General features: G+C 41.6%; 27 protein-coding genes and 1 pseudogene. 24 read left to right on the forward strand and 4 right to left on the reverse strand.

Annotation, left to right across the window (positions count from 1 at the left end; all coding sequences use genetic code 11):
• Positions 1–41: 41 nt before the first annotated feature.
• From NSS77_RS13235 to mtnN, 9 genes are all read left to right on the forward strand, one after another.
• Positions 42–350, forward strand: a complete 309-nt coding sequence (locus NSS77_RS13235; RefSeq protein ID WP_342469160.1) for a DUF1292 domain-containing protein — start codon at positions 42–44, stop codon at positions 348–350.
• A gap of 128 nt (positions 351–478) precedes the next feature.
• Complete coding sequence (locus NSS77_RS13240; protein ID WP_342469161.1) at positions 479–997, forward strand: DUF1292 domain-containing protein; 519 nt, start codon at positions 479–481, stop codon at positions 995–997.
• Positions 998–1,223: 226 nt separating this feature from the next.
• Positions 1,224–2,351, forward strand: coding sequence for an endolytic transglycosylase MltG (gene mltG / locus NSS77_RS13245; protein ID WP_342469162.1), 1,128 nt, complete (start codon positions 1,224–1,226; stop codon positions 2,349–2,351).
• Between the two features lie 246 nt (positions 2,352–2,597).
• Entirely contained in the window at positions 2,598–3,230 is a 633-nt protein-coding gene (locus NSS77_RS13250; RefSeq protein ID WP_342469163.1) for an O-methyltransferase, read from the forward strand.
• Between the two features lie 6 nt (positions 3,231–3,236).
• Positions 3,237–4,169, forward strand: a complete 933-nt coding sequence (locus NSS77_RS13255) for a peptidase U32 family protein (protein ID WP_342469164.1) — start codon at positions 3,237–3,239, stop codon at positions 4,167–4,169.
• A gap of 27 nt (positions 4,170–4,196) precedes the next feature.
• The gene (locus NSS77_RS13260; protein ID WP_342471284.1) at positions 4,197–5,468 is read left to right on the forward strand and encodes a U32 family peptidase; all 1,272 of its coding nucleotides are present in this window, start codon (positions 4,197–4,199) and stop codon (positions 5,466–5,468) included.
• A gap of 252 nt (positions 5,469–5,720) precedes the next feature.
• Positions 5,721–6,209: a transcription elongation factor GreA gene (gene greA, locus NSS77_RS13265; RefSeq protein WP_342469165.1), complete on the forward strand. Its 489-nt coding sequence runs from the start codon at positions 5,721–5,723 to the stop codon at positions 6,207–6,209.
• A 163-nt stretch (positions 6,210–6,372) separates the two neighbouring features.
• Positions 6,373–7,029, forward strand: a complete 657-nt coding sequence (locus NSS77_RS13270) for a YrrS family protein (RefSeq protein ID WP_342469166.1) — start codon at positions 6,373–6,375, stop codon at positions 7,027–7,029.
• 56 nt (positions 7,030–7,085) lie between these two features.
• Entirely contained in the window at positions 7,086–7,778 is a 693-nt protein-coding gene (mtnN, locus tag NSS77_RS13275; protein ID WP_342469167.1) for a 5'-methylthioadenosine/S-adenosylhomocysteine nucleosidase, read from the forward strand.
• 530 nt (positions 7,779–8,308) lie between these two features.
• Here mtnN and NSS77_RS13280 read toward each other — a convergent pair.
• Positions 8,309–9,580, reverse strand: coding sequence for an IS4 family transposase (locus tag NSS77_RS13280; RefSeq protein ID WP_208650901.1), 1,272 nt, complete (start codon positions 9,578–9,580; stop codon positions 8,309–8,311).
• 388 nt (positions 9,581–9,968) lie between these two features.
• Positions 9,969–10,703, reverse strand: a complete 735-nt coding sequence (gene sigK / locus NSS77_RS13285) for an RNA polymerase sporulation sigma factor SigK (RefSeq protein ID WP_342469168.1) — start codon at positions 10,701–10,703, stop codon at positions 9,969–9,971.
• Positions 10,704–10,970: 267 nt separating this feature from the next.
• Between sigK and NSS77_RS13290 the strand changes: the two genes are divergently transcribed.
• The 12 genes and pseudogenes from NSS77_RS13290 to NSS77_RS13345 all read left to right on the forward strand — a co-directional run.
• Positions 10,971–11,489 carry a YqeG family HAD IIIA-type phosphatase gene (locus tag NSS77_RS13290; RefSeq protein WP_342469169.1) on the forward strand — a complete coding sequence of 173 codons (519 nt, stop codon included), beginning with the start codon at positions 10,971–10,973 and terminating at the stop codon, positions 11,487–11,489.
• Positions 11,489–12,592 carry a ribosome biogenesis GTPase YqeH gene (gene yqeH / locus NSS77_RS13295; protein ID WP_342469170.1) on the forward strand — a complete coding sequence of 368 codons (1,104 nt, stop codon included), beginning with the start codon at positions 11,489–11,491 and terminating at the stop codon, positions 12,590–12,592. Before NSS77_RS13290 ends, yqeH begins: the two co-directional genes overlap by 1 nt.
• 20 nt (positions 12,593–12,612) lie before the next feature.
• The gene (gene aroE, locus NSS77_RS13300; RefSeq protein WP_342469171.1) at positions 12,613–13,434 is read left to right on the forward strand and encodes a shikimate dehydrogenase; all 822 of its coding nucleotides are present in this window, start codon (positions 12,613–12,615) and stop codon (positions 13,432–13,434) included.
• A 17-nt stretch (positions 13,435–13,451) separates the two neighbouring features.
• Positions 13,452–13,745 (forward strand): ribosome assembly RNA-binding protein YhbY, encoded by a 294-nt coding sequence (yhbY, locus tag NSS77_RS13305; RefSeq protein WP_342469172.1) that lies wholly within the window; start codon positions 13,452–13,454, stop codon positions 13,743–13,745.
• 23 nt (positions 13,746–13,768) lie between these two features.
• Entirely contained in the window at positions 13,769–14,341 is a 573-nt protein-coding gene (locus NSS77_RS13310; protein WP_342469173.1) for a nicotinate-nucleotide adenylyltransferase, read from the forward strand.
• Positions 14,328–14,882: a bis(5'-nucleosyl)-tetraphosphatase (symmetrical) YqeK gene (gene yqeK, locus NSS77_RS13315; RefSeq protein ID WP_342469174.1), complete on the forward strand. Its 555-nt coding sequence runs from the start codon at positions 14,328–14,330 to the stop codon at positions 14,880–14,882. The genes NSS77_RS13310 and yqeK overlap by 14 nt, the downstream gene beginning before the upstream one ends.
• A 63-nt stretch (positions 14,883–14,945) precedes the next feature.
• A complete protein-coding gene (gene rsfS / locus NSS77_RS13320) occupies positions 14,946–15,293 on the forward strand; it encodes a ribosome silencing factor (protein WP_342469175.1) in 348 nt (115 codons plus the stop codon).
• On the forward strand, positions 15,286–16,026 hold the full coding sequence (locus tag NSS77_RS13325) for a class I SAM-dependent methyltransferase (protein WP_342469176.1): 741 nt from the start codon (positions 15,286–15,288) through the stop codon (positions 16,024–16,026). The genes rsfS and NSS77_RS13325 overlap by 8 nt, the downstream gene beginning before the upstream one ends.
• Positions 16,027–16,138: 112 nt before the next feature.
• Positions 16,139–16,744: a helix-hairpin-helix domain-containing protein gene (locus NSS77_RS13330; protein WP_342469177.1), complete on the forward strand. Its 606-nt coding sequence runs from the start codon at positions 16,139–16,141 to the stop codon at positions 16,742–16,744.
• Between the two features lie 34 nt (positions 16,745–16,778).
• Positions 16,779–17,348: a ComE operon protein 2 gene (locus NSS77_RS13335; protein ID WP_342469178.1), complete on the forward strand. Its 570-nt coding sequence runs from the start codon at positions 16,779–16,781 to the stop codon at positions 17,346–17,348.
• Positions 17,332–19,617, forward strand: a complete 2,286-nt coding sequence (locus NSS77_RS13340; RefSeq protein ID WP_342469179.1) for a DNA internalization-related competence protein ComEC/Rec2 — start codon at positions 17,332–17,334, stop codon at positions 19,615–19,617. Before NSS77_RS13335 ends, NSS77_RS13340 begins: the two co-directional genes overlap by 17 nt.
• Positions 19,618–19,725: 108 nt before the next feature.
• Positions 19,726–19,914, forward strand: a pseudogene (locus NSS77_RS13345) (hypothetical protein); the annotation flags it as partial.
• Between the two features lie 3 nt (positions 19,915–19,917).
• Here NSS77_RS13345 and NSS77_RS13350 read toward each other — a convergent pair.
• A complete protein-coding gene (locus tag NSS77_RS13350) occupies positions 19,918–20,082 on the reverse strand; it encodes a YqzM family protein (protein WP_342469180.1) in 165 nt (54 codons plus the stop codon).
• A gap of 174 nt (positions 20,083–20,256) precedes the next feature.
• Between NSS77_RS13350 and holA the strand changes: the two genes are divergently transcribed.
• The gene (holA, locus tag NSS77_RS13355; RefSeq protein WP_342469181.1) at positions 20,257–21,267 is read left to right on the forward strand and encodes a DNA polymerase III subunit delta; all 1,011 of its coding nucleotides are present in this window, start codon (positions 20,257–20,259) and stop codon (positions 21,265–21,267) included.
• Between the two features lie 105 nt (positions 21,268–21,372).
• Here holA and rpsT read toward each other — a convergent pair whose 3' ends face one another.
• Entirely contained in the window at positions 21,373–21,633 is a 261-nt protein-coding gene (rpsT, locus tag NSS77_RS13360) for a 30S ribosomal protein S20 (protein WP_342469183.1), read from the reverse strand.
• Positions 21,634–21,790: 157 nt separating this feature from the next.
• Here rpsT and gpr point away from each other — a divergent pair, with 157 nt between their 5' ends.
• Both gpr and spoIIP read left to right on the forward strand, forming a co-directional pair.
• Entirely contained in the window at positions 21,791–22,822 is a 1,032-nt protein-coding gene (gene gpr, locus NSS77_RS13365) for a GPR endopeptidase (protein WP_342469185.1), read from the forward strand.
• A 51-nt stretch (positions 22,823–22,873) separates the two neighbouring features.
• A complete protein-coding gene (gene spoIIP, locus NSS77_RS13370; protein ID WP_342469186.1) occupies positions 22,874–23,674 on the forward strand; it encodes a stage II sporulation protein P in 801 nt (266 codons plus the stop codon).
• The last annotated feature ends 191 nt before the right edge of the window (positions 23,675–23,865 follow it).

The raw sequence follows: 23,865 nt of genomic DNA on the forward strand, positions 1-23,865 counted from the left end.
GATATAAATTGTTGCTTATCTTATAGGAAGAGGTGACCAATATGGCACATGATCATGAGTTTGATGAAAATGTAATTACCGTTGTCGATGAAGAAGGAAATGAACATTTGTGTGAAGTCATTCACACATTTGATTCAGAGAAGTTTGGAAAGTCCTATGTTCTGTATTCCCTAGTCGGCGCCGAAGAAGATGAAGATGGTCAAATCGAAATTTTCGCTTCCGCCTTCATCCCTGCAGAGGATGGAAAAGACGGGGAATTGCTTCCGATTGAAACGGATGAAGAATGGGATTTGATTGAAGAAGTATTAAATTCTTTGGAAGAAGAATTTGATATAGAGGACGAAGAATAAAAGGATAAAGTAGGCATTCCGGTGCCTACTTTTTTCTTGCTCAAGATGCCGATGCCTTGTGAAAATGTGTGGTTATTTTTGATTTTGCGGCCCACACTATGAAATAATCATAATTTCGGGAGGAAAATATGGATCAACAACTTTTCAAATTGGAAACGGAAAATGGAATCAAGACATGTAAAGTGCTTTTCACCTTTGACACGGACGATCATTCCTATTGCATTTATTCCATTGTTGATGAAGAGGGAAATGAAAGTGATGAAATTTCCGCTGTCCGCTACGAACTGGATGAAAATTTGGAAATGACCAATTTCCAGGAACTCGAAACTGAAGAAGAATGGGATATGGTGGAAGAAGTCTATAACACATTAATTGACACCTTTTCAGAAGATAAAACCTTTACAGCCGTTGATGAAGAGGGAAATGAAGTCGAATGCAAAATCGTTCATCAATTTGCAATTGAAGATTTCGGGAAATCATATGTGATTTATTCAATCGAAAATGAAGAAGAAAACAGCGGTCTTTACGCCGCCAGCTATGTATCATCGGAAGACGGTGCAATCCAGGAAATCTTCCCGATTGAATCCGAAGAGGAATGGAAAAAGGTTGAGCAAACCTTTGAGCTTTTAAATCAATCGAATCGATAAATCACTATTGGGAAATTTTCCTGCGGCGGCAAATCGAAGGGCCGCAGGAAAACAAGGTCTGCCATAGAATAGGACCTGTTACTTATAACCCATACATAACGGGACAAAAAATGAAGTTCAAAAAGAACTTTTTTCATACAAAAACGTAAAAATACATAAAAGGGGAACGGGAAACCGTGTTTGAATATTGTTAATTTTTACGGATTTTTATATCATATGTTATGAAATGTTAGGGGGGACATATGTGGACCAGGAGATGATGGAAAAAATAAAGCAACGAAAGCAGGAAGGAAAAGTGGTCCGCCGAATTGTTGCAAGGGTCACGGTAATTGTCATCGCATGTATCTTATTCATTGGCATTTTCGGAACATTATATGTAAAAAGCGCTTTGAAGCCGGTTGATCCGGAATCAGAAGAGCAAATTCAAGTGGAAATCCCTATGGGGTCAGGAATATCCACCATTTCGAAGATTTTAGAAAAAAGCGGAATTATTAAAGACGCAACGATTTTTAAATATTATGCAAAATTTAAAAACCAATCCAATTTCCAGGCGGGAAATTATACGATGACGCCAAGCATGACGCTGGATGAAATCCTTGAAAGCTTGAAAACGGGCAAAGTGTATCGGGAGCCTGTCATGACCATTACGGTTCCAGAAGGAATGACGTTGGAACAAATAGGAAAAATTGTGGAAAAACGTACGAAATATACAAAAGAGCAATTCATGGAGCGGGTCAACAGCAAAGAATTCATTGAAAATGTCATGTCCACCTATCCGGAACTCTTTACGGATGAAATTTTAAATGGCAACATCCGGTATCCGTTGGAAGGATATTTATTTCCGGCAACCTATTCTTTTTATGACGAAAATGTTTCATTGGACGACATCATTCTGCCGATGATTGACAAAACCAACAGTGTGATCGGTGAATATAAATCCTTGCTTGCGGAAAAAGAAATGACGGTGCATGAACTGTTGACGTTCGCCTCTTTATTGGAAGAGGAAGCAACGGAAAAAACGGATCGCGAAACGATTGCGAGCGTCTTTTATAACCGTTTGGAAATCGGCATGCCTCTTCAAACGGACCCTAGTGTATTATATGCATTGGGGGGACATAAAGAACGGGTATTGTACGAAGATTTGAAAGTGCAAAATCCATACAATACGTATGTGAATCCGGGGTTGCCTCCGGGACCGATCGCCAATGCGGGTGTCGTTTCCATTGAAGCGGCTTTGAATCCGACAGATACAGAATATCTTTATTTCTTGGCGGATAAAGAAGGAAACAATCACTTTGCCAAATCGTTTGAAGAACACTTGCAAAATAAAAACCAATATATAAATAATGAATAGCCTCCATCCATAAAATAGCAGGTTCAATCTTTACCGGATTGAACTGCTATTTTTATGGTGTATTGAATTAAACGGTTTTCAGTCAAAGGTCGGAAATCGGATTTTTTTGAAGGAAAATCGGTTAAGAATGTTCGCTTTCCGGTCATTTTCATGTTATGATTAAATTTGATTTTTCCATAATGGTCATCGATATAAGCCAACTTGTTTGGTTTTTCTTTTTTTATATACAATCGAAGGAGCGAAAACATGGAGTTTTCAGAGGAATTTATAAAGTCCTTCATTCATCCGAGGAATGACTTGTTACTAAAAATGGAACAATATGCACAAACTCACCATGTTCCCATCATGCAGCTTCCAGCCATTGAAGTGTTGACGCAAATATTGCGGATTCAACGGCCAAAAACGCTGCTTGAAATCGGTACGGCCATCGGGTATTCGGCCATTCGGATAGCGGAAGCTTTACCGGATTGCCAGGTCGTGACGATCGAGAGGGATGAAGAACGGATCCGGCTCGCTAAAGAATTTATCAAAGAGTCGGATGCAGGAAGTCGCATTACGGTGATTGAAGGAGATGCGTTAGAAGTGGATGTAACGGAATTTCCATCTGCTTTTGATGCTGTTTTTATAGATGCGGCAAAAGGCCAAAATATGCGCTTTTTTGAAAAATATTCTCCCCTGGTTCCTTCCGGTGGGGTCATTTATATCGACAATATCTTTATGCATGGGTTATCGGACATTCCGATCGAAGAAGTGCCAAGAGGAAAACGCTCGATGATTCGGAAATTAAAAGAATTCACTGAGTGGATCAAAAACCATCCCGGCTACCACACGACTTTTGTTCCGGTTGGGGATGGTTTGCTAATTTGTTTAAAGAGGTGAACGTATTTGAAAAAACCAGAATTGCTTGTGACGCCGAAGTCACTGCCACATATAAAGGAATTGATTGATGCGGGTGCCGATGCATTTGTCATCGGAGAACAAAAATTCGGCTTGCGTCTTGCGGGTGAATTTTCCGTTGATGAAGTGAGAGAAGCGACGGAAATGATTCATCAGGCGGGCAAGAAAGTGTATGTCGCTTGCAACGCTTTATTCCACAACGACCGCATTGAAGCGTTGGATGAATATTTGCAAGAGATGAAGAAAATCGGTCCGGATGCCATTTTGTTTGGAGATCCCGCAGTTGTTGTGTCTGTCCGGGAATTTGGCATCGACATTCCATTGCATTGGAATCCTGAAACGACGGCAACAAACTGGTTCCAAGTGAATTATTGGGGAGACAGAGGAGCGAAACGTGCAGTGTTGGCCCGCGAACTCTCATTGGATGAAATCTTGGAAATCAAAGAAAACTCAAAATACGAAATTGAAGTGCAAGTGCACGGGATGACCTGCATTTTCCAATCCAAACGGAAATTGTTGGGCAATTACTTCCTGTATCGCGGCGAAGTGATGGAAGTGGAAAACCGCAAAGAAAATAAAAATATGTTCCTGCATGACAAAGAGCGGAACAATCGTTACCCTATTTATGAAGATATGAATGGCACACATATTTTCTCGCCAAACGACATTTGTTTGATTGATGAATTGACGGAGTTTTTTGAAGCGGGTATCGATGCATTGAAGATTGATGGAATTTTGCAAACGGAAGAATACATTACAACGGTGACGAAGCTTTACCGCCAGGCCATCGATGCGTATTTCGATGAAGGGGAAGACGCGTACGATGAAATCAAAGATGGATTGTATGAACAAATCAAAGCCATTCAACCGCCATTGCGTCCATTGGATACTGGATTTATTTATAAAGAAACCGTGTATTAAGAAAGGAGGGGTATGATGGCTTTACAAATGATCCAAAACGAAAACATCCGAGAAACGATTGAAGGAAAACGCGTCATTACAAAAAAACCGGAATTGCTTGCTCCTGCGGGAAGCCTGGAAAAATTGAAAGTGGCTGTCCATTACGGGGCAGATGCGGTATTTATCGGCGGCCAGGAATTCGGCTTGCGTTCCAACGCGGATAACTTTACGATTGAAGAGATGCGCGAAGGTGTGGAATTCGCGAAAAAATATGGGGCGGTCATTTATGTGACGACGAATATTTACGCCCATAACGAAAATATGGCGGGACTCGAAGAATATTTGCGCGCGATCGCTGATGTCGGCGTCAAAGGCATCATCGTTGCAGACCCGCTGATTATCGAGACTTGTAAAAAAGTGGCTCCGGAATTGGAAATCCATCTTTCCACACAGCAATCATTGACGAACTGGAAAGCGGTAAAATTCTGGAAATCTGAAGGGTTGGACCGGGTGGTTTTAGCCCGTGAGGTAGGTGCGGAAGAAATCCGCCTTATCAAAGAAAAAGTGGATATTGAGATTGAAACGTTTATTCATGGAGCCATGTGTATCGCCTATTCAGGCCGATGTGTATTATCTAACCATATGACGGCACGGGACTCCAACCGGGGCGGCTGCTGTCAAAGTTGCCGTTGGGATTACGACTTGTATGAAAACGTGGATGGCAAACAAGTGCCTTTATTCAATGAAGGCGATGCTCCATTTGCGATGAGCCCGAAAGATTTGAAACTGATCGAATCCATCCCGCATATGATTGAATTGGGAATCGATTCATTAAAAGTGGAAGGGCGCATGAAATCCATCCACTACGTTGCAACCGTTATTTCAGTTTATCGCAAAGTGATCGACAGCTATTGCGCCGATCCTGACAATTTCAAAATCAAGCGGGAATGGCTGGAAGAATTGGATCGTTGTGCGAACCGCGCAACAGCTTCCGCTTTCTTTGAAGGCGAACCAAGCTACAAACAGCAAATGTTCGGTTTCCATGCGAAAAAACCGGATTGGGATTTCGCAGGATTTGTGCTTGATTATGATGAAAATACACAAATGGTCACATTGCAGCAACGCAACTACTTCAAGACGGGCGACACGGTTGAATTTTTCGGACCGGAAATTGACACTTTCACAATGACGGTCGGCCAAATGTGGAATGAAGACGGCGAGCCGATCGAGGTGGCAAACCATCCGTTGCAAATCGTGAAATTCAAAGTGGATCAGCCATTACATCGTTATAATATGATGAGAAGAAGAAATAAAAAATAGCGAATTGACTTGAAACTAAATGCAATGTGTACTATGATGAATATTGTATTATTTGCATGATTTTAACAATTCGAAACAATTTTATATATTGCGATATAAAATTCGGTTATTAGAGGGCATCCGTTGGTTCTTCATGGTTCCAACACAACATATGCTTTTCTAATAACCGGGTTTTATCATATATAAGAAAAATTTTGCAATAAGCGAAAATGATTGCATTACAAAAGTGATGTTGCTTAAGGAGTGAGTGAGTTGTCAAACGAAAAACAATACCCAATGACATTAGCGGGTAAAGAAAAGCTTGAAAAAGAATTGGAATATTTGAAAACAGAAAAACGTAAAGAAGTGGTGGAACGCATCAAAGTGGCTCGCGGTTTTGGCGATTTGTCAGAGAACTCCGAGTATGATTCCGCCAAAGAGGAACAAGCTTTTGTGGAAGGCCGTATCTCTGCGATCGAAAATATGTTGCGCAACGCTGTCATTATTGAAGAAAATGAAAATGAGGCTGATATCGTCACTTTAGGTAAAGCGGTTACATTTGTTGAATTGCCTGATGGAGAAGAAGAAGAATATTTCATCGTCGGTTCTGCCGAAGCGGATCCGTTTGAAGGTAAAATCTCCAACGATTCTCCAATCGCAAAAGCCCTTCTTGGCCATAAAGTGGGAGATGTAGTGAAATTCACAACTCCTGGTGGAGAAATGGAAGTAAAAATCGTAAAAATCCGTTCTTCCAACGAGTAACTATATAACCAGTCATCAATATGGTCGACAAATTTTGGTTCAAGAAATTTGTCGACTTTTTCATTTGTAATATTTTTTTAACAACTATATTAAAAATTTATTGGAAGTCGTCGTTTTTCTCATTTTATTGGTAAGATGGAAAGTAGTAGTAAGGAGGAATTGCATGGAAATGGAAGACCAAGAAATGAAAAGCCGTAGAATGAAACGACATTCTGACAATAAACGAAAAATGAACCGAATCCTGAATGTGCTGATTGCCATCGTCTTTGCTTTGATTGTGATCAATGTTTATTTTATCGTAAAAGATGATGGGGATCATGAAGTGGCTGAAGATACAAAGTCGGTCCAAGAAAAAAATGACCATGGAGAACACAAGGAAAATCCATCGGAGGAAAAGGATACAAATGATTTTATAGATGACAATGAACAAAATAACCATGAAGAGGGCGATGTTGAATCCGGAGCGGATGAAGATGAAATCATCGTTTCCGCTTCGACGGATGCAAATGTGGAAAAAGTCATCGTCAATAATAACTGGAAAGTGACGCCGACAAGACAAACAGGTGAACACGTTTCCGCATTTGAAGAAGGACATGTCGACTATGAGGAAAAATTGATCACCATCCGCAATGCCGTTGAGTTGCCGGAAGATGATATCATTTATTGGTCCGTACGAAATGACGGAACGGGGAAAGGGGCCGTTGCCGTTGTTTCATCGAAAGATTTGACCGAAAAATTCCGGGTTCATATCAAATGGATCGATAATTCCGGCTGGATTCCAATCAAAGTGGAAGTGCTGAAACAAATTCCAAAGAATTGACCTTTTCCATCTTTTCCGGTAATTTGGAATAGATGTTATTCAGAGGAGGAAAATGAATGAAAATAGCAGTCATCGGAGCAATGGAGGAAGAAGTGGAACTGTTGAGGGAAGCGCTGGAAAATAAACAGGTGACGACCATTGCCAACTGCGAATATACGACGGGTACATATAAAGGCAAAGATGTCGTGCTGTTAAAAAGCGGAATCGGAAAAGTGAATGCGGCGATGTCCACAACGATTTTGCTGCATCAATTTCAACCGGATGCGGTGATCAACACCGGTTCTGCTGGAGGATATGATCCGGAGCTGGAAGTGGGTTCCGTCGTCATTTCGGATGAAGTGCGCCACCATGATGTGGATTGCACCGTTTTTGGATACGAAATGGGGCAAGTGCCAAGAATGCCTGCCGCTTTTAAAGCCGATGAACAATTAATGAAATTGGCGGTCGAAGCGGTGGAAGAAATCGGAGATCATAAATACGGTGTAGGATTGATTTGTTCCGGCGATTCCTTTATGAGCGATCCGGAGCGGGTGGAAGCGGTGCGGAACCATTTCCCGCAAATGAAAGCGTGCGAAATGGAAGCGGCTGCCGTGGCGCAAGTATGCCACCATTTCGGAACGCCTTTCGTTGTGATTCGCGCATTATCGGATATAGCAGGAAAGGAATCCAATATCAGTTTCGATGAATTTCTGCCTTTGGCGGCGAAACATTCAACGGAGATCGTATTAAAAACCATCGAGAAATTATAAGGTCTCGAGAAGGTCTTGACGGTATCATTTTGGAAAAAGTAATATATAGGTAAGCGGTTATATTGATGAGGAGGTTAAATTATGGAATTAACATTGATGTTAGTTTCTGTTACGATTACTGCACTTGTAGGGCTTATCGCTTATTACGGTGCAAACAGCGATTTGGCTAAATTTAAAAAATAATGATTCAACGGAGGCTGGGACAAAAGATAAAAAACACCATTTTCTCCCGGGAGAAAATGGTGTTTTTTTGATAATTGAAGAAAATTGATTTCCGTTCCGGGGACGCTTTCCGCAGGCCCGGCTCGAGCCCAATGTCAGAAACTTATACAACCAATAATTTACAGTTAGTAGGCAACCATCTGGTTGTCTACTTTTAAAAATACTATTCAACCTACAAAGTGTTGATAATTTTCTAAAATCGGCTAAAAAAGGCAATAGGATGCCCGGGGCTTAAATTTTTATTTTTTTAAGCCCCTAATTTATTTACATTTAATAAACAAATAGGTTATATTTATCCTACGTATTGTTTATAGACACCTTTTTTGGTTTAGGGGATACTTTGTTGAGGACAGACCATTCCTTCGTGGGTAACTTCTCCCAAACCGAATAGGTGTCTTATTTCTTATAATCACTTTCATGATTTTTGTAAACATTCTCTCTCTTTTGATTGGACAATCTTCTAATAATAAGTGAACCATCCTATCTTTTAATTTTCCTATTAAGATATTTGTGTTTACTTGATAATCATGTTTTCGTCTTTTTTTCTTACTCTCCTCATTAATTGTTTCATTGGCATCATTTCTCAATAAACTGACCATATTCGATAAATATATTGATGCATAGAAATCTTGTTCAATTGCGATTTTCGAACTACCCGTGAAATTTTCTATTTCGATTTTATTTTTCACATCATTATATTCTGTTTCAATTCCCCAGCGTTTAAAATAAAGAGATTTAAACTCAGAGATATCAAACTCTTCCTCGGTTAAATTTGTGACAAGTATTTCTTCCGTGCCAGAATCCAGTGGGAATCTAACTACACGAGCAGTAATCACTTGTTTCCTATGTATTATATGAATGTTTTGATCAGCATCTTTCGCTTCGACAATTTCCTTTATCGTATTTTTTTGACATCGCATCACATATTTGATACCAAGGGCATCTAAATAGGCAATAAAATCTCTCGATGGATACCCTCGATCAAATAAAAAAAGATCATTTTTTAATCCAATTTGTACGAGTTCTTCAATCATATCCTTTGCACTATCTCGCTCAGCTACCTTATATGGATTGATTCTAGAAGTAATAATGATTCCATTCTCAAGATCGTAAATACAAGAGGCACTAGCTCTTGCATAACTTGTCTTATGATTTTTTCCATACCCAAAATAATTTCGAAGCTCCTCAGTATCAGGAATTTGGAGCACACTTCCATCGATTGCGCAAAGTCTAAATCCACGATAAGTTTTAAAGGAATTTTCTTCATAATACCAATTCACAATCGCTTTTGTAAGTTTTACAAAAGCGAGAGGAGAAATCTTTTTTCGTGCGGCTGAATAGCCTTGTTTGGAAATACTAATTTCTGATAAATTAAATTTGTCGAAAAAGTCGTCAAGTTCAATTTGGAGGCTCTTTTTAACAAAGTTTAAGCTAAATAGAATAGTATTTTTAAAATTTAACTTCTTTTCTTTTCGTGTAAAATACGTTTCTTTTGTCCGAGATTCAAGCATAAACATCACATCATTCAGCAACTTTCGAGTAATCTCAATTGCCCCTAAAAAAGTACTTTTTGTTTTCAAAAAAACCACCATCCTCGTTTTATTAACCAAAAATTGGATTCTAAAACGATTTTGGTGGCCTTTTTAAAATTACAAGAGGCTTATTACCTAATTTTATAAAAGTTAAATTAAATATTATTTTCCATTAAATGTAACGTTAAGTTGATGACATTGGGCTCGAGCCTCCTCGGAGCTCAATCCTTCGCTCCTGCGGGGTCTCGAGACTCGGGCTGTTCCCGCAGGAAAGCTTTTGCTTTGCGACTAAGCGTGCGCGACAGGAGCACTCGCCCCGTCACTCCAATCAATTTTTTACAAAAAATCTTTTTGCAGCTCATTCACTTTATTAGTTATGTCCCAGCCTCTTTTTCTTTTGAAAAAAAGAACTGAGCGGCCCTGCCGAAGAGCCGGCTCAGTCTTTTAATTTTTTCTCCCGTTCCCTCTCTCTTTCATTTTGATTATGTTTAAATTGCTGGTACAATTTCACAAGAGCTCTCTTTTCGATGCGGGATACATAGCTCCTGGAAATATTTAATTTTTTGGCGATTTCTTTTTGCGTCAACGGTTCTTCATTGTTCAGGCCGTAACGGTAAATGATAATCTCCAATTCTCTTGGATCCAATGTGTTCAGATAAGAATACAATTGTTCGAAGCTTTCTTTTTGTTCGATTTTCTCTATGGCCGGCTTTTCATCCAGCTGCAATATATCCCGGATTTGCAAAGATTGTCCTTCTTTGTCGACACCGATCGGTTCAAACAAAGACACGTCCTTTTGCACCTTTTTTTGGGCTCTCAAATGCATGAGTATTTCGTTTTCGATGCAACGTGCCGCATAAGTGGCAAGGCGGGTCTTTTTATCCGGGGTGTAACTGCTGACCGCTTTCATTAATCCGATGGTTCCAATGGAAATATAATCGTCCAATTGTTCGTGGGGTGGGTGGAATTTCTTTACAACGTGGGCAACGAGCCTCATATTGCGTTCGATCAGATCCAGTCTTGCTTGTTCATCGCCTGCCAGAAACCGTTCAATCGCTTCGGCTTCTTCTTCTGATGTGAATGGTTTGTGGAATGCCTGGCCTTTGAGGTATCCGAGGAATGCGGGGATGTCTAGCCACAGCTGAATCAGTGATGCAAATATACCGCCCAAGGAGCACATCCTTTCCGCTTTTTTCGACATTATATGAAATAGTTTATGCAAAAATGCGCAATTAGGCTCATTTTGTAGAAAAAAGGGAAATGGGATGGGGTATTGATAGAAATGCTGATTATTTGATAGTTTAGAAAATGTTTCAAATGTTGTACTATTATTTGGGGATGGCGGCCGGCGATGGAATGCATCCGCTACATAGGTTTCAAATCGAAGGTTATGCTATAATGGAATATAAAAAATTTTGTGAAGGGGAAGGAAAGGGATTTGTACAAGTTATTTTTGCCAAACGAATTTGTAACATCCGTGTTTGAAATTACGCCCGAGAAATTGAAACGGTTGGGAATTCGCGGCTTGATTACCGATTTAGATAATACATTAATCGAATGGAATCGAAAGGACGCAACGGAGGAAGTTGCGAAGTGGATGCGGATGATGCAGGAAGCGGGCATACAGATTGTCATCGCTTCCAACAACAGCGAAGCAAGGGTAAAACGGTTTGCGGAGCCGTTAAATCTCCCTTACGTTTACCGTGCGAAAAAACCGCTTGGACAGGCTTACAAAGCGGCGCTAAAAAAATTGCAATTAAATAAAAAAGAGGTTGCCATGATTGGCGATCAATTGCTCACGGATATTTTGGGGGCAAAGCGGCTAAATCTCTATACGTTTTTAGTCCGTCCAGTTGCGGAGTCGGACGGCTTTGTTACGCGCTTTAACCGATTTTTTGAACGGCGCTTGTTTAATGTATTAAGACGAAAAGGAATAACGATGTGGGAGGAAAGATAATGACGGAAATGCCAACTTGCATTGGCTGCGGTGTAAGAATACAGACGGAAAATCCGGAAGAACCGGGCTATGCACCGCCAAAAACATTGGAAAAGGAACAAATCATTTGCCAAAGATGTTTCCGGTTGAAGCATTACAACGAGATTCAGCCGGTCCGGTTGACGGATGATGATTTCTTGAGAATTTTGAACGGCTTAAGTGAACACGACGGCCTCATCGTGAAAATTGTCGATATCTTTGACTTCAACGGCAGTTTCATACCGGGTATACATCGTTTTGTGGGCAACAATCCGGTTCTGCTCGTCGCAAATAAATCCGATTTGTTGCCGAAGTCCGTCAAACGGGAAAAAGTGATCCGTTGGCTGAAACGGGCCTGCCGCGATTTCGGTCTATTCCCGGTTGATGTGAAGCTGGTGAGCGCCCATAAAGGGTATGGCATGGATGAAGTCATTGAAACGATAGAACAGTACCGCGACGGAAAAGACGTGTTTGTTGTGGGCTGTACAAATGTCGGTAAATCCACGTTCATTAATCAAATCATCAAACGGGTGACAGGGGAAGGCAATTTGATTACCACTTCCCATTTCCCTGGCACAACATTGGATATGATTGAAATTCCATTGGATGATGGAAAAGCCATTTATGATACGCCCGGGATTATCAACCATCATCAAATGGCCCACCATATTCATGAGAGCGAATTGAAGTACATCACGCCGAAAAAGGAAATAAAGCCGAAAGTGTATCAATTGAATTCCAACCAGACATTATTCATTGGCGGGCTTGCTCGATTTGATTTTCTGAAAGGGAACCGCAATTCATTCACCATTTATGTTTCGAACGATTTGCCGATCCACCGCACGAAGCTGGAAAAAGCGGATGCGTTGTATGAAGAACATAAAGGGGAGCTTTTATCGCCTCCTTCCAAAGAGTATTTGGAGTATTTGCCGGAGTTTGTCCGCCATGAGTTTTCCATCAAGGAAGGGAAGACGGACATTGTCATTTCCGGTCTGGGATGGATTACGGTGCAGCAGCCGAATGCGGTTGTAGCTTGCCATGCTCCTAAAGGGGTGGAAGTGTTTATCCGTCCTTCGTTAATTTAATAGAGAAGAGGGTTGGGAAAATGAAGAAATGGTTTGCTGTCATTGGCGATCCGATCGCCCATTCAAAATCGCCGTTTATGCATAATGCCTGGTTCCAGGAAATGGGGATTGATGCGGCATACATCCCCATTCATGTAAAAAGCGAGCATTTGAAAGAAGCGGTTTCGGCCTTGAAATTGCTAGGTGCAAGCGGATGGAATGTGACGGTTCCCCATAAAGAAGCCATCATTCCCTTTTTGGATGAAATTGATCCCATGGCGGTAAAAATGGGGGCGGTGAATACCGTTGTCCGGACAAAGGACGGCAAGTTAAAAGGGTATAATACCGATGGCGCCGGTTTCGTCCATTCATTGGAAGAAGCCGTTGGAAAGAACCGGGAGAAAAAAGTGCTCCTCATTGGCGCAGGAGGGGCAAGCAGGGGAATCGCTTTTGCGCTAAAGGAATATGGCTATCAACAGGTGGACATCGCCAACCGGACGGTCTCAAAAGCACAGGCAATCATAGAAGAACTTGGGGAAGGGACAAGTCTATCTCTTGACGAAGCGGAAAAACGACTGGATCAATATGGCATTGTCATTCAAGCCACTTCTTTGGGCCTATCAACTGGAGAAAAAAAGCTGCCGTTTTCTTTGGACCGTTTGCAAAAGGAGACAATTGTCGCGGATATTGTGTATAATCCTTTAATGACGCCTTTCTTGACAGAAGCGGAAAAACGGGGAGCTATAATTGTCACCGGATTGGGCATGTTTGTCCATCAAGGGGCAATCGCGTTTCATCATTGGCTGGGCCAATATCCGGATACAGAGAACATGATGCAAAAATTGATGGAACAATTAAAATAGACTACTAGGAGGAAATTATGCTTACTGGAAAACAAAAAAGATTTTTGCGGGCAGAGGCCCATCATTTGACCCCGATTTTTCAGGTAGGAAAGGGTGGGGTTAATGAACAGATGCTTCGTCAAATAGAAGATGCCCTTGAGGCGAGAGAATTGATCAAAGTCCGCATTTTGGATAATTGCGAGATGGACAAACATGAAGTGGCGGAAACCTTGGCGGAAGGAACGAATTCCGAGCTTGTGCAATTGATCGGGCTTACGGTCGTTTTATATAAAGAATCCAAGAAGCATAAAAGAATTCAATTACCTAAATAAACGATAAAGTCGGGTGTTCATGTATGAAAAAGGTCGGCATATTAGGGGGTACTTTCAATCCGCCTCACATCGGACATTTGATTATGGCAAATGAAGTTTACCATGCCTTGCAGCTTGACGAAGTCCGCTTTATGCCCAATGCCATTGCTCCACATAAAAAAAAGGATGATGAATCGACGAATGAAAATCGGCTGCGCATGGTGGAACTGCTCGTAAAACCTTATAAAGAATTTAAAGTGGAAACGATTGAGCTGGAACGGGGCGGAGTTTCTTATACGTATGAAACGATGGTCGCTTTAAAAGAACGGGAGCCGGATGTGGAGTTCTATTTCATCATCGGAGGAGATATGATCGACACGCTCCACACTTGGCATGAAATTGAGAAACTTGCAGAACTTGTCCGGTTTGTTGGAATCAAAAGACCAGGGACGAAATCCGAGTCGCCGTATAACATCATCATGGTGGAGGCTCCTGAAATCTCTTTATCTTCCACTCTCATCCGCAAGCGGTTTGCGATGGGCGGAACATTGAGATTCCTGTTGCCGCCGGAAGTGGAAGCTTACATACGAAAGGAAGGTCTGTATGGAGCGAAGTGAATATTTGGAACGAATCAAATCCCGAATGCCAGAAAAAAGATTTATTCATACAATAGGAGTAATGGAAACTGCAATCCAATTGGCTGAAAAGTACGGAGCGGATATGAAGGCGGCAGAAACCGCTGCCATTTTGCACGATGTGGCCAAATATGCCGATGAAGAATGGATGAAAACCATCGTGAAAGAACATGGCCTGGATCCAAGATTATTGGATTGGGGACCTGAGATTTTACACGGTCCTGTAGGTGCCTGGATTGCGGAAAATGAATTCCAAATTGACAATGAAGATATATTGAATGCCATCCGTTACCATACGACAGGTCGGGCAAATATGTCGACTTTGGAAAAAATTATTTATATCGCGGATATGATTGAGCCAAACCGCAAATTTGATGGAGTTGAAAAATTGCGGGCGAAAGCGCAGGAAGACTTGGATAAAGCAATGCGTGCATGTATCCGCCATTCCCTTGCTTTTTTGGTGGAAACAAAGCAGCCCATTTATCCTGTTTCCATTGAATGTTACAACGATTATTATAAATAGTTTGTTTAACTTTTCGATTGTTTCGCAAAATATGTTTAAAAAAAGGAGAGGAAATTTTACTCGATGGCAGATCTTTTACAGCTAGTTTATAAAGCATTGGACGATAAGCATGCAGAAGATATCGTCGTATTAAATATGAAAAATATTTCCTTATTGGCGGATTATTTCATTATTTGCCACGGAAATTCAGACCGGCAAATCCAGGCGATTGCGAGAGAAGTGAAGGAAAAAGCCGAGGAACATGGATTTGATGTGAAAAGGGTGGAAGGTTACGATAACGCCCGCTGGGTATTGATCGATTTGGGTGATGTTGTTGTCCATATCTTCAACAAAGACGAGCGCCAGTTCTATAATTTGGAACGATTATGGGGAGACGCGCCGCAAATCGAAGTGGAGGCAGCAGGTGAATAGTTACGAGCGGTTCGCTGAAGTATATGATGTGCTCATGGAAGATATTCCATATGAAAAGTACGTGGAATGGGTGACAAATCATGCGCCATGTTCCGAATATCCAACCTTGTTGGATGTGGGCTGTGGAACAGGGACATTATCCATTCTGTTCGCTCGGGCAGGTTATCAGGTAAGCGGCATTGATTTATCGGAATCAATGCTTGCGATGGCAGAGGAGCGGGCCCAGGAAGCGGGCTTGTCCATCCCTTTCTATCAAATGTCCATGGATGAATTGGAAGGGTTTTCTGAAGTCGATGTTGCCGTCATTCCGATCGATTCTATCAATTATTTGCAAGAAGAACAGCAAGTGAAAGAAACCTTCAAAAGAATATATGAATCGTTGCGCATCGGAGGACAGCTGTTTTTTGACGTGCACTCCCTTTATAAAATGGATCACATCTTTTTACAGAGCCCATTTACGTATGATGATGGGGAAATCGTCTATATTTGGTATACAGAAAAAGGGGATGCGGAACATTCCGTTTATCATGACATCACTTTTTTTGTATTGGATGATGACGCCAATTTATATGAACGTTTTGATGAAGAACATTATCAGAGAACCTTTCCGATCGAAACGTATAAGGGCTGGCTGGAAGAAGCGGGGTTCTCCCAGGTATACATTACGGCCGATTGGGAAGAACAAACGCCATCGGCAACGAGTGAACGGATTTTTATCCGCGCCGTGAAGTGACCTCTTTTCAAACAGAAGGTAAATCCGGTATGATATTGGTAGCTCCATATGATTTACCTTCTGGAAGGGGTGCGCAATAATTTTCCAGGAAATTTTCAAAAAGTACGGAAAAATGATGGCCGCACCCGGAATCCTTTGCATCATCATGGTCATTTATTTTCTTCAGCAAGACCGTGCAGATGATACTGAACTCATTTCAACCATTCCTCAACAACAAACTCTCGCTGACAATGAAACCCTTCAATCGGAAGAGCCCGCTTCCGCAAAAGCCGTCGTGGATGTAAAAGGGGCTGTAAAATTTCCCGGAGTATATGAACTGACAACCGAAGACAGGATTATCGATGCCATTCAAATGGCAGGCGGTTATTCGGAAGAAGCCGATTCCAACTATATCAATCACGCACAAAAATTGCAGGATGAAATGGTGATTTACATACCGAAAAAAGGGGAGTCCCTTGAGGGGGAAGGACCATCATCCGTTGGTCCGGTTTTTGTGCAAAGCCAGAAAACAGCAGGCCAAAAAGATCCGTTGGTCAATATCAACACGGCCGATGAGTCGCAATTGACGACTTTGCCGGGAATCGGTCCTTCCAAGGCAAAAGCCATTATCCAATATCGTGAAGAAAATGGGAAATTTAAACAGATTGATGAACTCAAAAATGTTTCCGGCATTGGAGAAAAGACCTTTGAAAAACTGAAGGATCTCATTACGATATAATAGAATTTCAATTTTACAATACGGAGGGAATCATATGGAGCGAATTACTTGGGATCAATATTTTATGGCGCAAAGCCATCTATTGGCATTGCGAAGTACTTGTCCAAGACTGAGTGTAGGTGCGACGATTGTGCGCGAAAAGCGGATCATTGCGGGGGGCTACAACGGTTCCATCTCCGGTGCGGAACATTGCATTGATAAAGGTTGTTATATCAGGGACAACCATTGTGTGCGCACGATTCATGCGGAAATTAACGCATTGCTCCAGTGTGCAAAATACGGTATTCCTACCGATGGAGCAGATATCTATATCACCCATTTCCCATGTCTGCAATGCACAAAGGCAATTATCCAATCCGGCATCAAAAACGTTTATTATGCCAGCGATTATAAAAACGACCCTTATGCCATGCAATTGTTGGAACAGGCTGGGGTGGGCGTTGTTCAAGTGCCTTTCGACAAGTCGAAAATTGATTTTTTAAAGGATGAAAAATTCCAACTGGCGGTGGATTTATTGAACAAATTGCGGGAAATGGGAGCCGATGAAAAAGAATTATCCCTTTTTGAAGAGCAGGTGAAGAAATTATTTGATCCTGAAACATAAATGGATTTATTTCGCTTTGGCGGTGCTCATCGCTTCCGTCAGCGCCCATGAGACCGTATGGCTTTTGCTTTTGCTACTTCCCTTAGGGTTTCATGCCTATTTTAAAAAGTTCCATCCCTTTCATCTTGTTTTCTTATTTATGTGTGGGTTTGCCACGTTTTGTTATGTTTCATTTCAATTGAACGAAATTGAAAAGCCGATTCTTTTGCCAGGGTTTTATACATGGACGGATGAATATAAAATCCGTGGTGATACGTTAAGAGGGCTGATGAAAGACGCAGATGGAAGAAAAGTGTATGTAACGTATGTGCTGAATTCCGAAGAGGAAAAGCGCCGATTTGAATCCACTTCTTTGGCCGGCAAGCGGTTTTATGTGGAAGGGGAAGTGGTGGAGCCAAAAAGACCTTACCATGAATACAGTTTTCATATGCAAAGCTATTTGAAAAGCAAAGGTGCTGGTGGCATCGCGGAAATCTCACATTTGCAATATGCCGGCACGGAAAGATCCTTGCTTCAAAAAATCAGCCTGATGAGGTTTCATTTGAAAAAACATATTGAAAAAACCTTTCCATCCACATTGGCTCCCGAAGCGGAAGCGCTGCTCATCGGATGGCAGGAGGATGTGGATGATGAAACGAAAAGGGCATATCAAAAATTAGGTATTACCCATTTGTTTGCCATCTCCGGATTGCATATTGCCATTCTTGCCTTTCTTTTTTATGAATGTCTCATCCGTTTACATATAAGAAGGGAAATGGCGACGGTTCTTCTTATGGTGTCCTTGCCGGTTTACGCAGTTCTTGCCGGTGGTGCCCCATCTGTATGGAGGGCGGTGGCGGTAGTGGAACTTGTCATGCTTTCCCGATTAAAAGGCCGGCTTGCAGTGGATGATGCCCTTGCCATCAGTTTCATCGGATTTGTTTGGATGGGGCCATGGGTGATTTATCAGATTGGTTTCCAACTTTCTTATTTGGCTACGGCAAGTTTGGTTTATTCCAGCCGTTTTTTGCAATCCGAACACATTTGGTGGAAGAAGTCTTTTTATGTTACTTTCCTTTGCCAGCTAATGGTTTATCCTCTTTTGCTTTATCATTTTTATGAACTCAGTCTTTCCTCGTTTATTGTCAACCTGTTTTACGTGCCTCTTTTTTCCTTTCTTATCTTGCCCATCAATATCGGGTTACTGCTCCTTACCTTCATTCCATTGCCTTTATCCGATCTCATTTTTGCATGTTATGAGCCATTCCGGCTTCTGATCACAAACCTGACGTTCTTTCTGGAATCTCTGCCTTACCAAATGTGGATTCCGGGCAAGCCTCCCTTATGGCTGATAACCATTGCTTATATCGGCGTATTTATGGCTTTTTATTTAATCGATTGCCGGGCGAAACTGAAATACATAGTTCCTGTTTTATTTATTCCGGTTCTCCTTCTTCATTTTCACGGAAGACTGAATCCGCATCTGGTGATCACCTTCGTGGATGTGGGGCAGGGGGATTGCATCGTGATTGAACTCCCTTATCGGAAGAAAGTGTATATGATTGATTCAGGAGGGGTTTTGCGGTTTCAACAGGAAAAGTGGAAGGAAGGGATTCCCTTTGAAGTAGGCAAGCGGATTGTCGTTCCTTTTTTGAAAGGGAAGGGCATTTCGAAAATTGATGCGTTCATTTTAACCCATGCCGACAGCGATCATGTGGAAGGGGCGGAAGAAATTTTAAGGGAAATCCGGATAGGTGAAATTCATATCACTCCTTCTTCGTTGTCCAAGCCGGTGATGAATGATTTGGTTGCGGAGGCGAAGAAACAAAAAGTGCCAATCAAAGAGCAAATGGCGGGATTTGGATGGAAAGAAGGGGATGTGACCTTTCAATATCTTTGGCCCCATGATCTTAAGTATGAAGGAAACAACGATTCCCTCGTTCTATATTTGGAGAAGGGGGATTTTCAAGGCTTGTTTACAGGAGATTTGGAGGCGGAGGGGGAACGGAAGCTGATTGCAACCTACCCAAAGCTTTCCGCAATCGATTTGTTGAAGGCCGGCCATCATGGCAGCAGAACTTCCAGCAGCGATGAATTTATACAACGATTGATGCCCGTATTGACCGTTTTCTGTGCAGGGGAAAACAACCGGTTTGGCCACCCGCATAAAGAAGTGGTGGAACGGTATCAACGGAACGGTCTGAAAACGCTCACGACAGGGGAAGTGGGGACTATTGAAATCGTCGTGAAAGACCGGCAAATGGAAGTTAAAGCGGGCGCAGACTACTAAAATGAAGGATAAAAAAGAGGCTGGGACATAACTAATAAAGTGAACGAGCTGCAAAAAAATTTTTTGTAAAAAATTGATACCACAGAAAAATGATTGGAGTGACGGGGCGACTCCTGCGGGAACAGCCCGAGTCTCGAGACCCCGCAGGAGCGAAGGTTTGAGCTCCGAGGAGGCTCGAGCCGGGCCCGCGGAAAGCGTCCCCGGAACGGAAATCAATTTTCTTCAATTATCAAAAAAACACCATTTTTCTCCCGTGAGAAAATGGTGTTTTTTATCTTTTGTCCCAGCCTCTATTGAAAATTAAGCTACAGCATCAAAAATAATTGCAATAACAAACATTAATGTGAAGAATAAGAATGATACCAAGAAGCCTACTCCAGCGTCAATTGCGTCATTGCGTTTGCAAGAAGCATTTTCGCCTTCAAATGGGTTATGTGTAACGAAATTTTCATTATGATTTGCCATATGATAACCTCCTACTCAAAGTCCATTATAAGTCAATAGTTTATAAAAAGCTATATAAGATTGTTGAAATTCTCTTACTTTTCTCTTTCATTTTGACACAATTTATACAAAAAATACAGTTCTTTATTTGAATCGTGTATACTATTGTTACCGAAAGTTTTGGAGGTTCAAGAAATGTTTGCAAAAGTTTGGAAAGACATCGACAGTGGAAAAATCGCCCCCGTTTATTGCATCTATGGGGAAGAGACTTATTTCATAGATGAAACGATCCAACGGTTAAAAAAGGTTTTAAGCCAAACGGAAGAAGTGGAAATGACCACCTTCGATCTGGAAGAAACGCCGGTCGATTTTGTCATCGATGAAGCGGATACGTTCCCTTTTTTATCTGAACGGAAATTGATCGTTGCCAGAAATGCCACGTTTTTGAAAGCGGCCGAGAAAGGGGCGGAAAAAATTGAACATGATTTGAAGCGCCTTGAAAATTGGTTGAACCACCCTTCCGATTTCGCCGTTACGATTTTTACCGCCCCGTATGAAAAATTGGATGAACGCAAAAAAATTACAAAGCTCATGAAAGAAACGAGTGTCATGCTTCACGCGGAAGCGCTGGGGGAAAAAGATTTGGCCGTTTGGATCCAAAGCGAGGCGGCCAGATGGGGCAAAAAAATAGAAGACGATGCGTTGGATAAACTGGTGGAAATGGTCGGGGAAAATATGAATCAGCTTCAAATGGAAATTGAAAAAATGGCTCTCTATTTGGGGGAAGACGTTGTAATTACAAAAGAGCTGGTGGAGGATCTTGTTGCGAAAACCCTCGAACATGATGCATTTAAAATGTTGAACGCCTATTTTGCCCACAACACCCCTGAAGCTCTCCGGATTTATCATGATTTATTGCGCCAAAAGGAAGAGCCGATCAAATTGGTGGGGCTGCTTGCAAACAACATAAGAACAATGAACAGCGTCTATTATTTACATAAAAAGGGCTATCCGCCAACGCAAATCTCAAAGCAATTAAAAATCCATCCCTACAGGGTGAAACTGATGCTGGATCGAAAAGACCGCCCTACGGAAGAAAGATTGTTGAAGGCGTTGAACGACCTGGCCGAAATCGATTTGCAGCTGAAAACGACCGGGGGCAACAGGGAAAGATATTTGGAGATGTTTTTACTGAAAAGTTTATAGAAAGAAAAAGGCTATTAAAAAGTTTTTCCGCTTTTTAATAGCCTGATTTTTTGTTTCCGTATGAAAAAAGATCAATTGTCTGGGAAAACAATTGATCTTTTTATTTTAGTTCGCTTGAGCTAATTTTTTTGCAAGACGAGATTTTTTGCGGCTCGCTGCATTTTTATGAATGAGTCCTTTGCTTGCTGCTTTGTCAAGAGCTTTAGTTGCTTGGATCACTAATTCTTGAGCGTTGTCAGCACCGCTTGCGATTGCTTGCTCAGCTTTTTTCACAGCTGTACGCATAGCTGATTTTGCTGAAGAGTTTGCAACGTTTGCTTTTTTGTTTGTTTTTACGCGTTTGATTGCTGATTTAATATTTGGCATGTTTTCACCTCCTAATAAGAATACGAGATGATAAATTCTCTAATCAATTGTTAATACAACAGAAAACATTATACAAAAGGAAATCTTTAATTGCAACACATAAATGCAAAGAATATTTACTTGACAGAATGAACATGATAGAAAAGAGGTGATCATCATGCAAGAAATCAATTGGAACAGAACAGACCTGATAGATGAAACGGAAGAGGTCGTACAGCATCAGACGAGACAACAAAAAGAGCAATTAGATGACTCGGAAGGCGTCCGATTTGAAGAATTCAACGAAAAACGTGTCAAAGTGACAAAAGTGACCGTCAATAGTGAAGGAGCCGAAGAAATCGGGAAAAAAGAAGGGCAATACATCACGTTGACGGTTCCCACTTTAAATATTGATGACCATGACAGAATCGAGCAATTGGCAGAATCTTTTCTGAAATATATTGATGAAATTCATAAAGACATTGAGCTCACAAAAGACAGCAAAGTGTTGGTCATTGGTCTCGGAAACAAGACGATTACACCCGACGCCATTGGACCCTTTACCATTGATGCAATGCAGGCGAGACAGTTGGAAAACCATGTGGAACAATTTGTTTTGTATGCGCCGGGGGTTACTGGGCAGACGGGATTTGAAACGAGCGATTTTGTCCATGCATTGACAGAAAAAATTCAACCGGATTTGGTGCTCGCCATAGATGCCCTGGCGACAAGGGGGACATCCCGATTATGCAAAACCATCCAAATCACAAATACGGGTATTCATCCCGGTTCCGGCGTCGGGAATCAGCGGGCGGAAATTTCAAAAGAAGTGTTGGGGGTTCCGGTAACCGCCATTGGTGTTCCCACGGTGGTGGATGCAACGGTGATCATTGCCGATGCGGTGGATAAAGTATTCCGTTCCATTGCGAAAAAAATTCAAGAGAAAGATAAACCTTCCGGAAAACTGGCTGTCACAGCCTGGACTTCCGATACTTCCGAGGAGGATGTCGACTTTAATGTCATTCGTCCGATTTTTGGCGAATGGTCCACCTGGTCGAAAGCGGAAAGGAGACAATTATTCGAAGAAGTGCTCCTGTCCAATTCCCAACGATTGATTGTGACACCAAAAGAAGTCGATATTTGGATGACGAAATACTCGACACTGATCAGCAATTGTCTGTTTAGATGGATTGAGGAAAAAGTGAACTAGTTCTAAAAATTCTCTCTCTTCCATATCGTAGAGGAAGGAGAGGATGCTGAAATGAAAAATTTTAAAAGATTTGTACTGACGATACTTTTCTTTTTCTCGTTACCGATCGTGATAGGAATGATGCCTTTCCCAAACAACGAGAAATTTGTGCCTGCTACACCAGAAGAGAAGATACTCTATGCGGCGAATGATTTGGTAGTTTCTGATGTGGCGCCTCCAAAAGATCCGTTTAAAGTGTTGCTGTTGTTCACCCATTCCCATGAAACCTATAAACCGTTTCTGGAAAATGAAAAGGGAATGGTCGCCGTTTATGACGATCAAGCCAATTTATATTCCATGCATCAGCTGTTTGAAGATTATTTCCGGTTGAACGGGATCACAGCCAGCACCCTTGATGTGGATGTGATGTCCGTTTTGAAGGAAAACGGAAAAACGATCGTTGATGCATATAAAACGGTAAGGCCATATGTTGCCGAAGAATTGAAGACAAATCAATATGACCTGATTTTGGATATTCATCGGGATTCCACTTCCCGCAATAAGACGACCGTTGTCCATAAAAATGTTTCCTATGCGAAAGTGTCCTTTGTCATTGGTGCGGAAAACCCGAATTACAAATCCAATAAGGCCATCGCCCAAACCATCAGCAATTCCATGAATGAAATTATTCCGAATATTTCCAAGGGAATTATTGAAAAGAAGGGGACGGGCGTAGATGGAGTGTATAATCAAGATTTGGCGAAGGAATTTATTTTAATTGAAATCGGCGGCATCGATAACACGGAGGATGAAGTGTACCGGACGGTGGCGGTGTTGGCACAAGCGGTGGCAAACAGTCTGGTTGAAAAATGATCGCGTTTGTAAGCGTTTAAAGGGTCCTCTTTTAAACGCTGTTTTTTTGCACGAACCGAATCGTGTATGCCCCTTATTTTGCTATACTTGTTTATTATTGTGCTTTCGTCCCGGTTCATAGTATAATTCAACTTAGTTTATATTTTATGAAGAACAAAAGAATGAAAGAATACGCTATAAATCAGAACAGT

Origin of the sequence: Ureibacillus sp. FSL K6-3587 (assembly GCF_038593165.1) — a bacterium.
In the GTDB taxonomy this organism is placed as follows: Bacteria; Bacillota; Bacilli; order Bacillales_A; family Planococcaceae; genus Ureibacillus; species Ureibacillus suwonensis.

What these genes read in the sequence shown, in the direction of transcription:
- NSS77_RS13260 (WP_342471284.1), top strand. Translation starts at nt 4,197, where the DNA reads ATGATCCAAAACGAAAACATCCGAGAAACGATTGAAGGAAAACGCGTC.
- holA (WP_342469181.1), top strand. Translation starts at nt 20,257, where the DNA reads ATGTTTGCAAAAGTTTGGAAAGACATCGACAGTGGAAAAATCGCCCCC.
- NSS77_RS13235 (WP_342469160.1), top strand. Translation starts at nt 42, where the DNA reads ATGGCACATGATCATGAGTTTGATGAAAATGTAATTACCGTTGTCGAT.
- NSS77_RS13250 (WP_342469163.1), top strand. Translation starts at nt 2,598, where the DNA reads ATGGAGTTTTCAGAGGAATTTATAAAGTCCTTCATTCATCCGAGGAAT.
- aroE (WP_342469171.1), top strand. Translation starts at nt 12,613, where the DNA reads ATGAAGAAATGGTTTGCTGTCATTGGCGATCCGATCGCCCATTCAAAA.
- gpr (WP_342469185.1), top strand. Translation starts at nt 21,791, where the DNA reads ATGCAAGAAATCAATTGGAACAGAACAGACCTGATAGATGAAACGGAA.
- mltG (WP_342469162.1), top strand. Translation starts at nt 1,224, where the DNA reads ATGTTAGGGGGGACATATGTGGACCAGGAGATGATGGAAAAAATAAAG.
- yqeK (WP_342469174.1), top strand. Translation starts at nt 14,328, where the DNA reads ATGGAGCGAAGTGAATATTTGGAACGAATCAAATCCCGAATGCCAGAA.
- yqeH (WP_342469170.1), top strand. Translation starts at nt 11,489, where the DNA reads ATGACGGAAATGCCAACTTGCATTGGCTGCGGTGTAAGAATACAGACG.
- spoIIP (WP_342469186.1), top strand. Translation starts at nt 22,874, where the DNA reads ATGAAAAATTTTAAAAGATTTGTACTGACGATACTTTTCTTTTTCTCG.
- rsfS (WP_342469175.1), top strand. Translation starts at nt 14,946, where the DNA reads ATGGCAGATCTTTTACAGCTAGTTTATAAAGCATTGGACGATAAGCAT.
- NSS77_RS13330 (WP_342469177.1), top strand. Translation starts at nt 16,139, where the DNA reads ATGATGGCCGCACCCGGAATCCTTTGCATCATCATGGTCATTTATTTT.
- mtnN (WP_342469167.1), top strand. Translation starts at nt 7,086, where the DNA reads ATGAAAATAGCAGTCATCGGAGCAATGGAGGAAGAAGTGGAACTGTTG.
- yhbY (WP_342469172.1), top strand. Translation starts at nt 13,452, where the DNA reads ATGCTTACTGGAAAACAAAAAAGATTTTTGCGGGCAGAGGCCCATCAT.
- rpsT (WP_342469183.1), bottom strand. Translation starts at nt 21,633, where the DNA reads ATGCCAAATATTAAATCAGCAATCAAACGCGTAAAAACAAACAAAAAA.
- NSS77_RS13270 (WP_342469166.1), top strand. Translation starts at nt 6,373, where the DNA reads ATGGAAATGGAAGACCAAGAAATGAAAAGCCGTAGAATGAAACGACAT.
- NSS77_RS13240 (WP_342469161.1), top strand. Translation starts at nt 479, where the DNA reads ATGGATCAACAACTTTTCAAATTGGAAACGGAAAATGGAATCAAGACA.
- NSS77_RS13310 (WP_342469173.1), top strand. Translation starts at nt 13,769, where the DNA reads ATGAAAAAGGTCGGCATATTAGGGGGTACTTTCAATCCGCCTCACATC.
- NSS77_RS13335 (WP_342469178.1), top strand. Translation starts at nt 16,779, where the DNA reads ATGGAGCGAATTACTTGGGATCAATATTTTATGGCGCAAAGCCATCTA.
- NSS77_RS13350 (WP_342469180.1), bottom strand. Translation starts at nt 20,082, where the DNA reads ATGGCAAATCATAATGAAAATTTCGTTACACATAACCCATTTGAAGGC.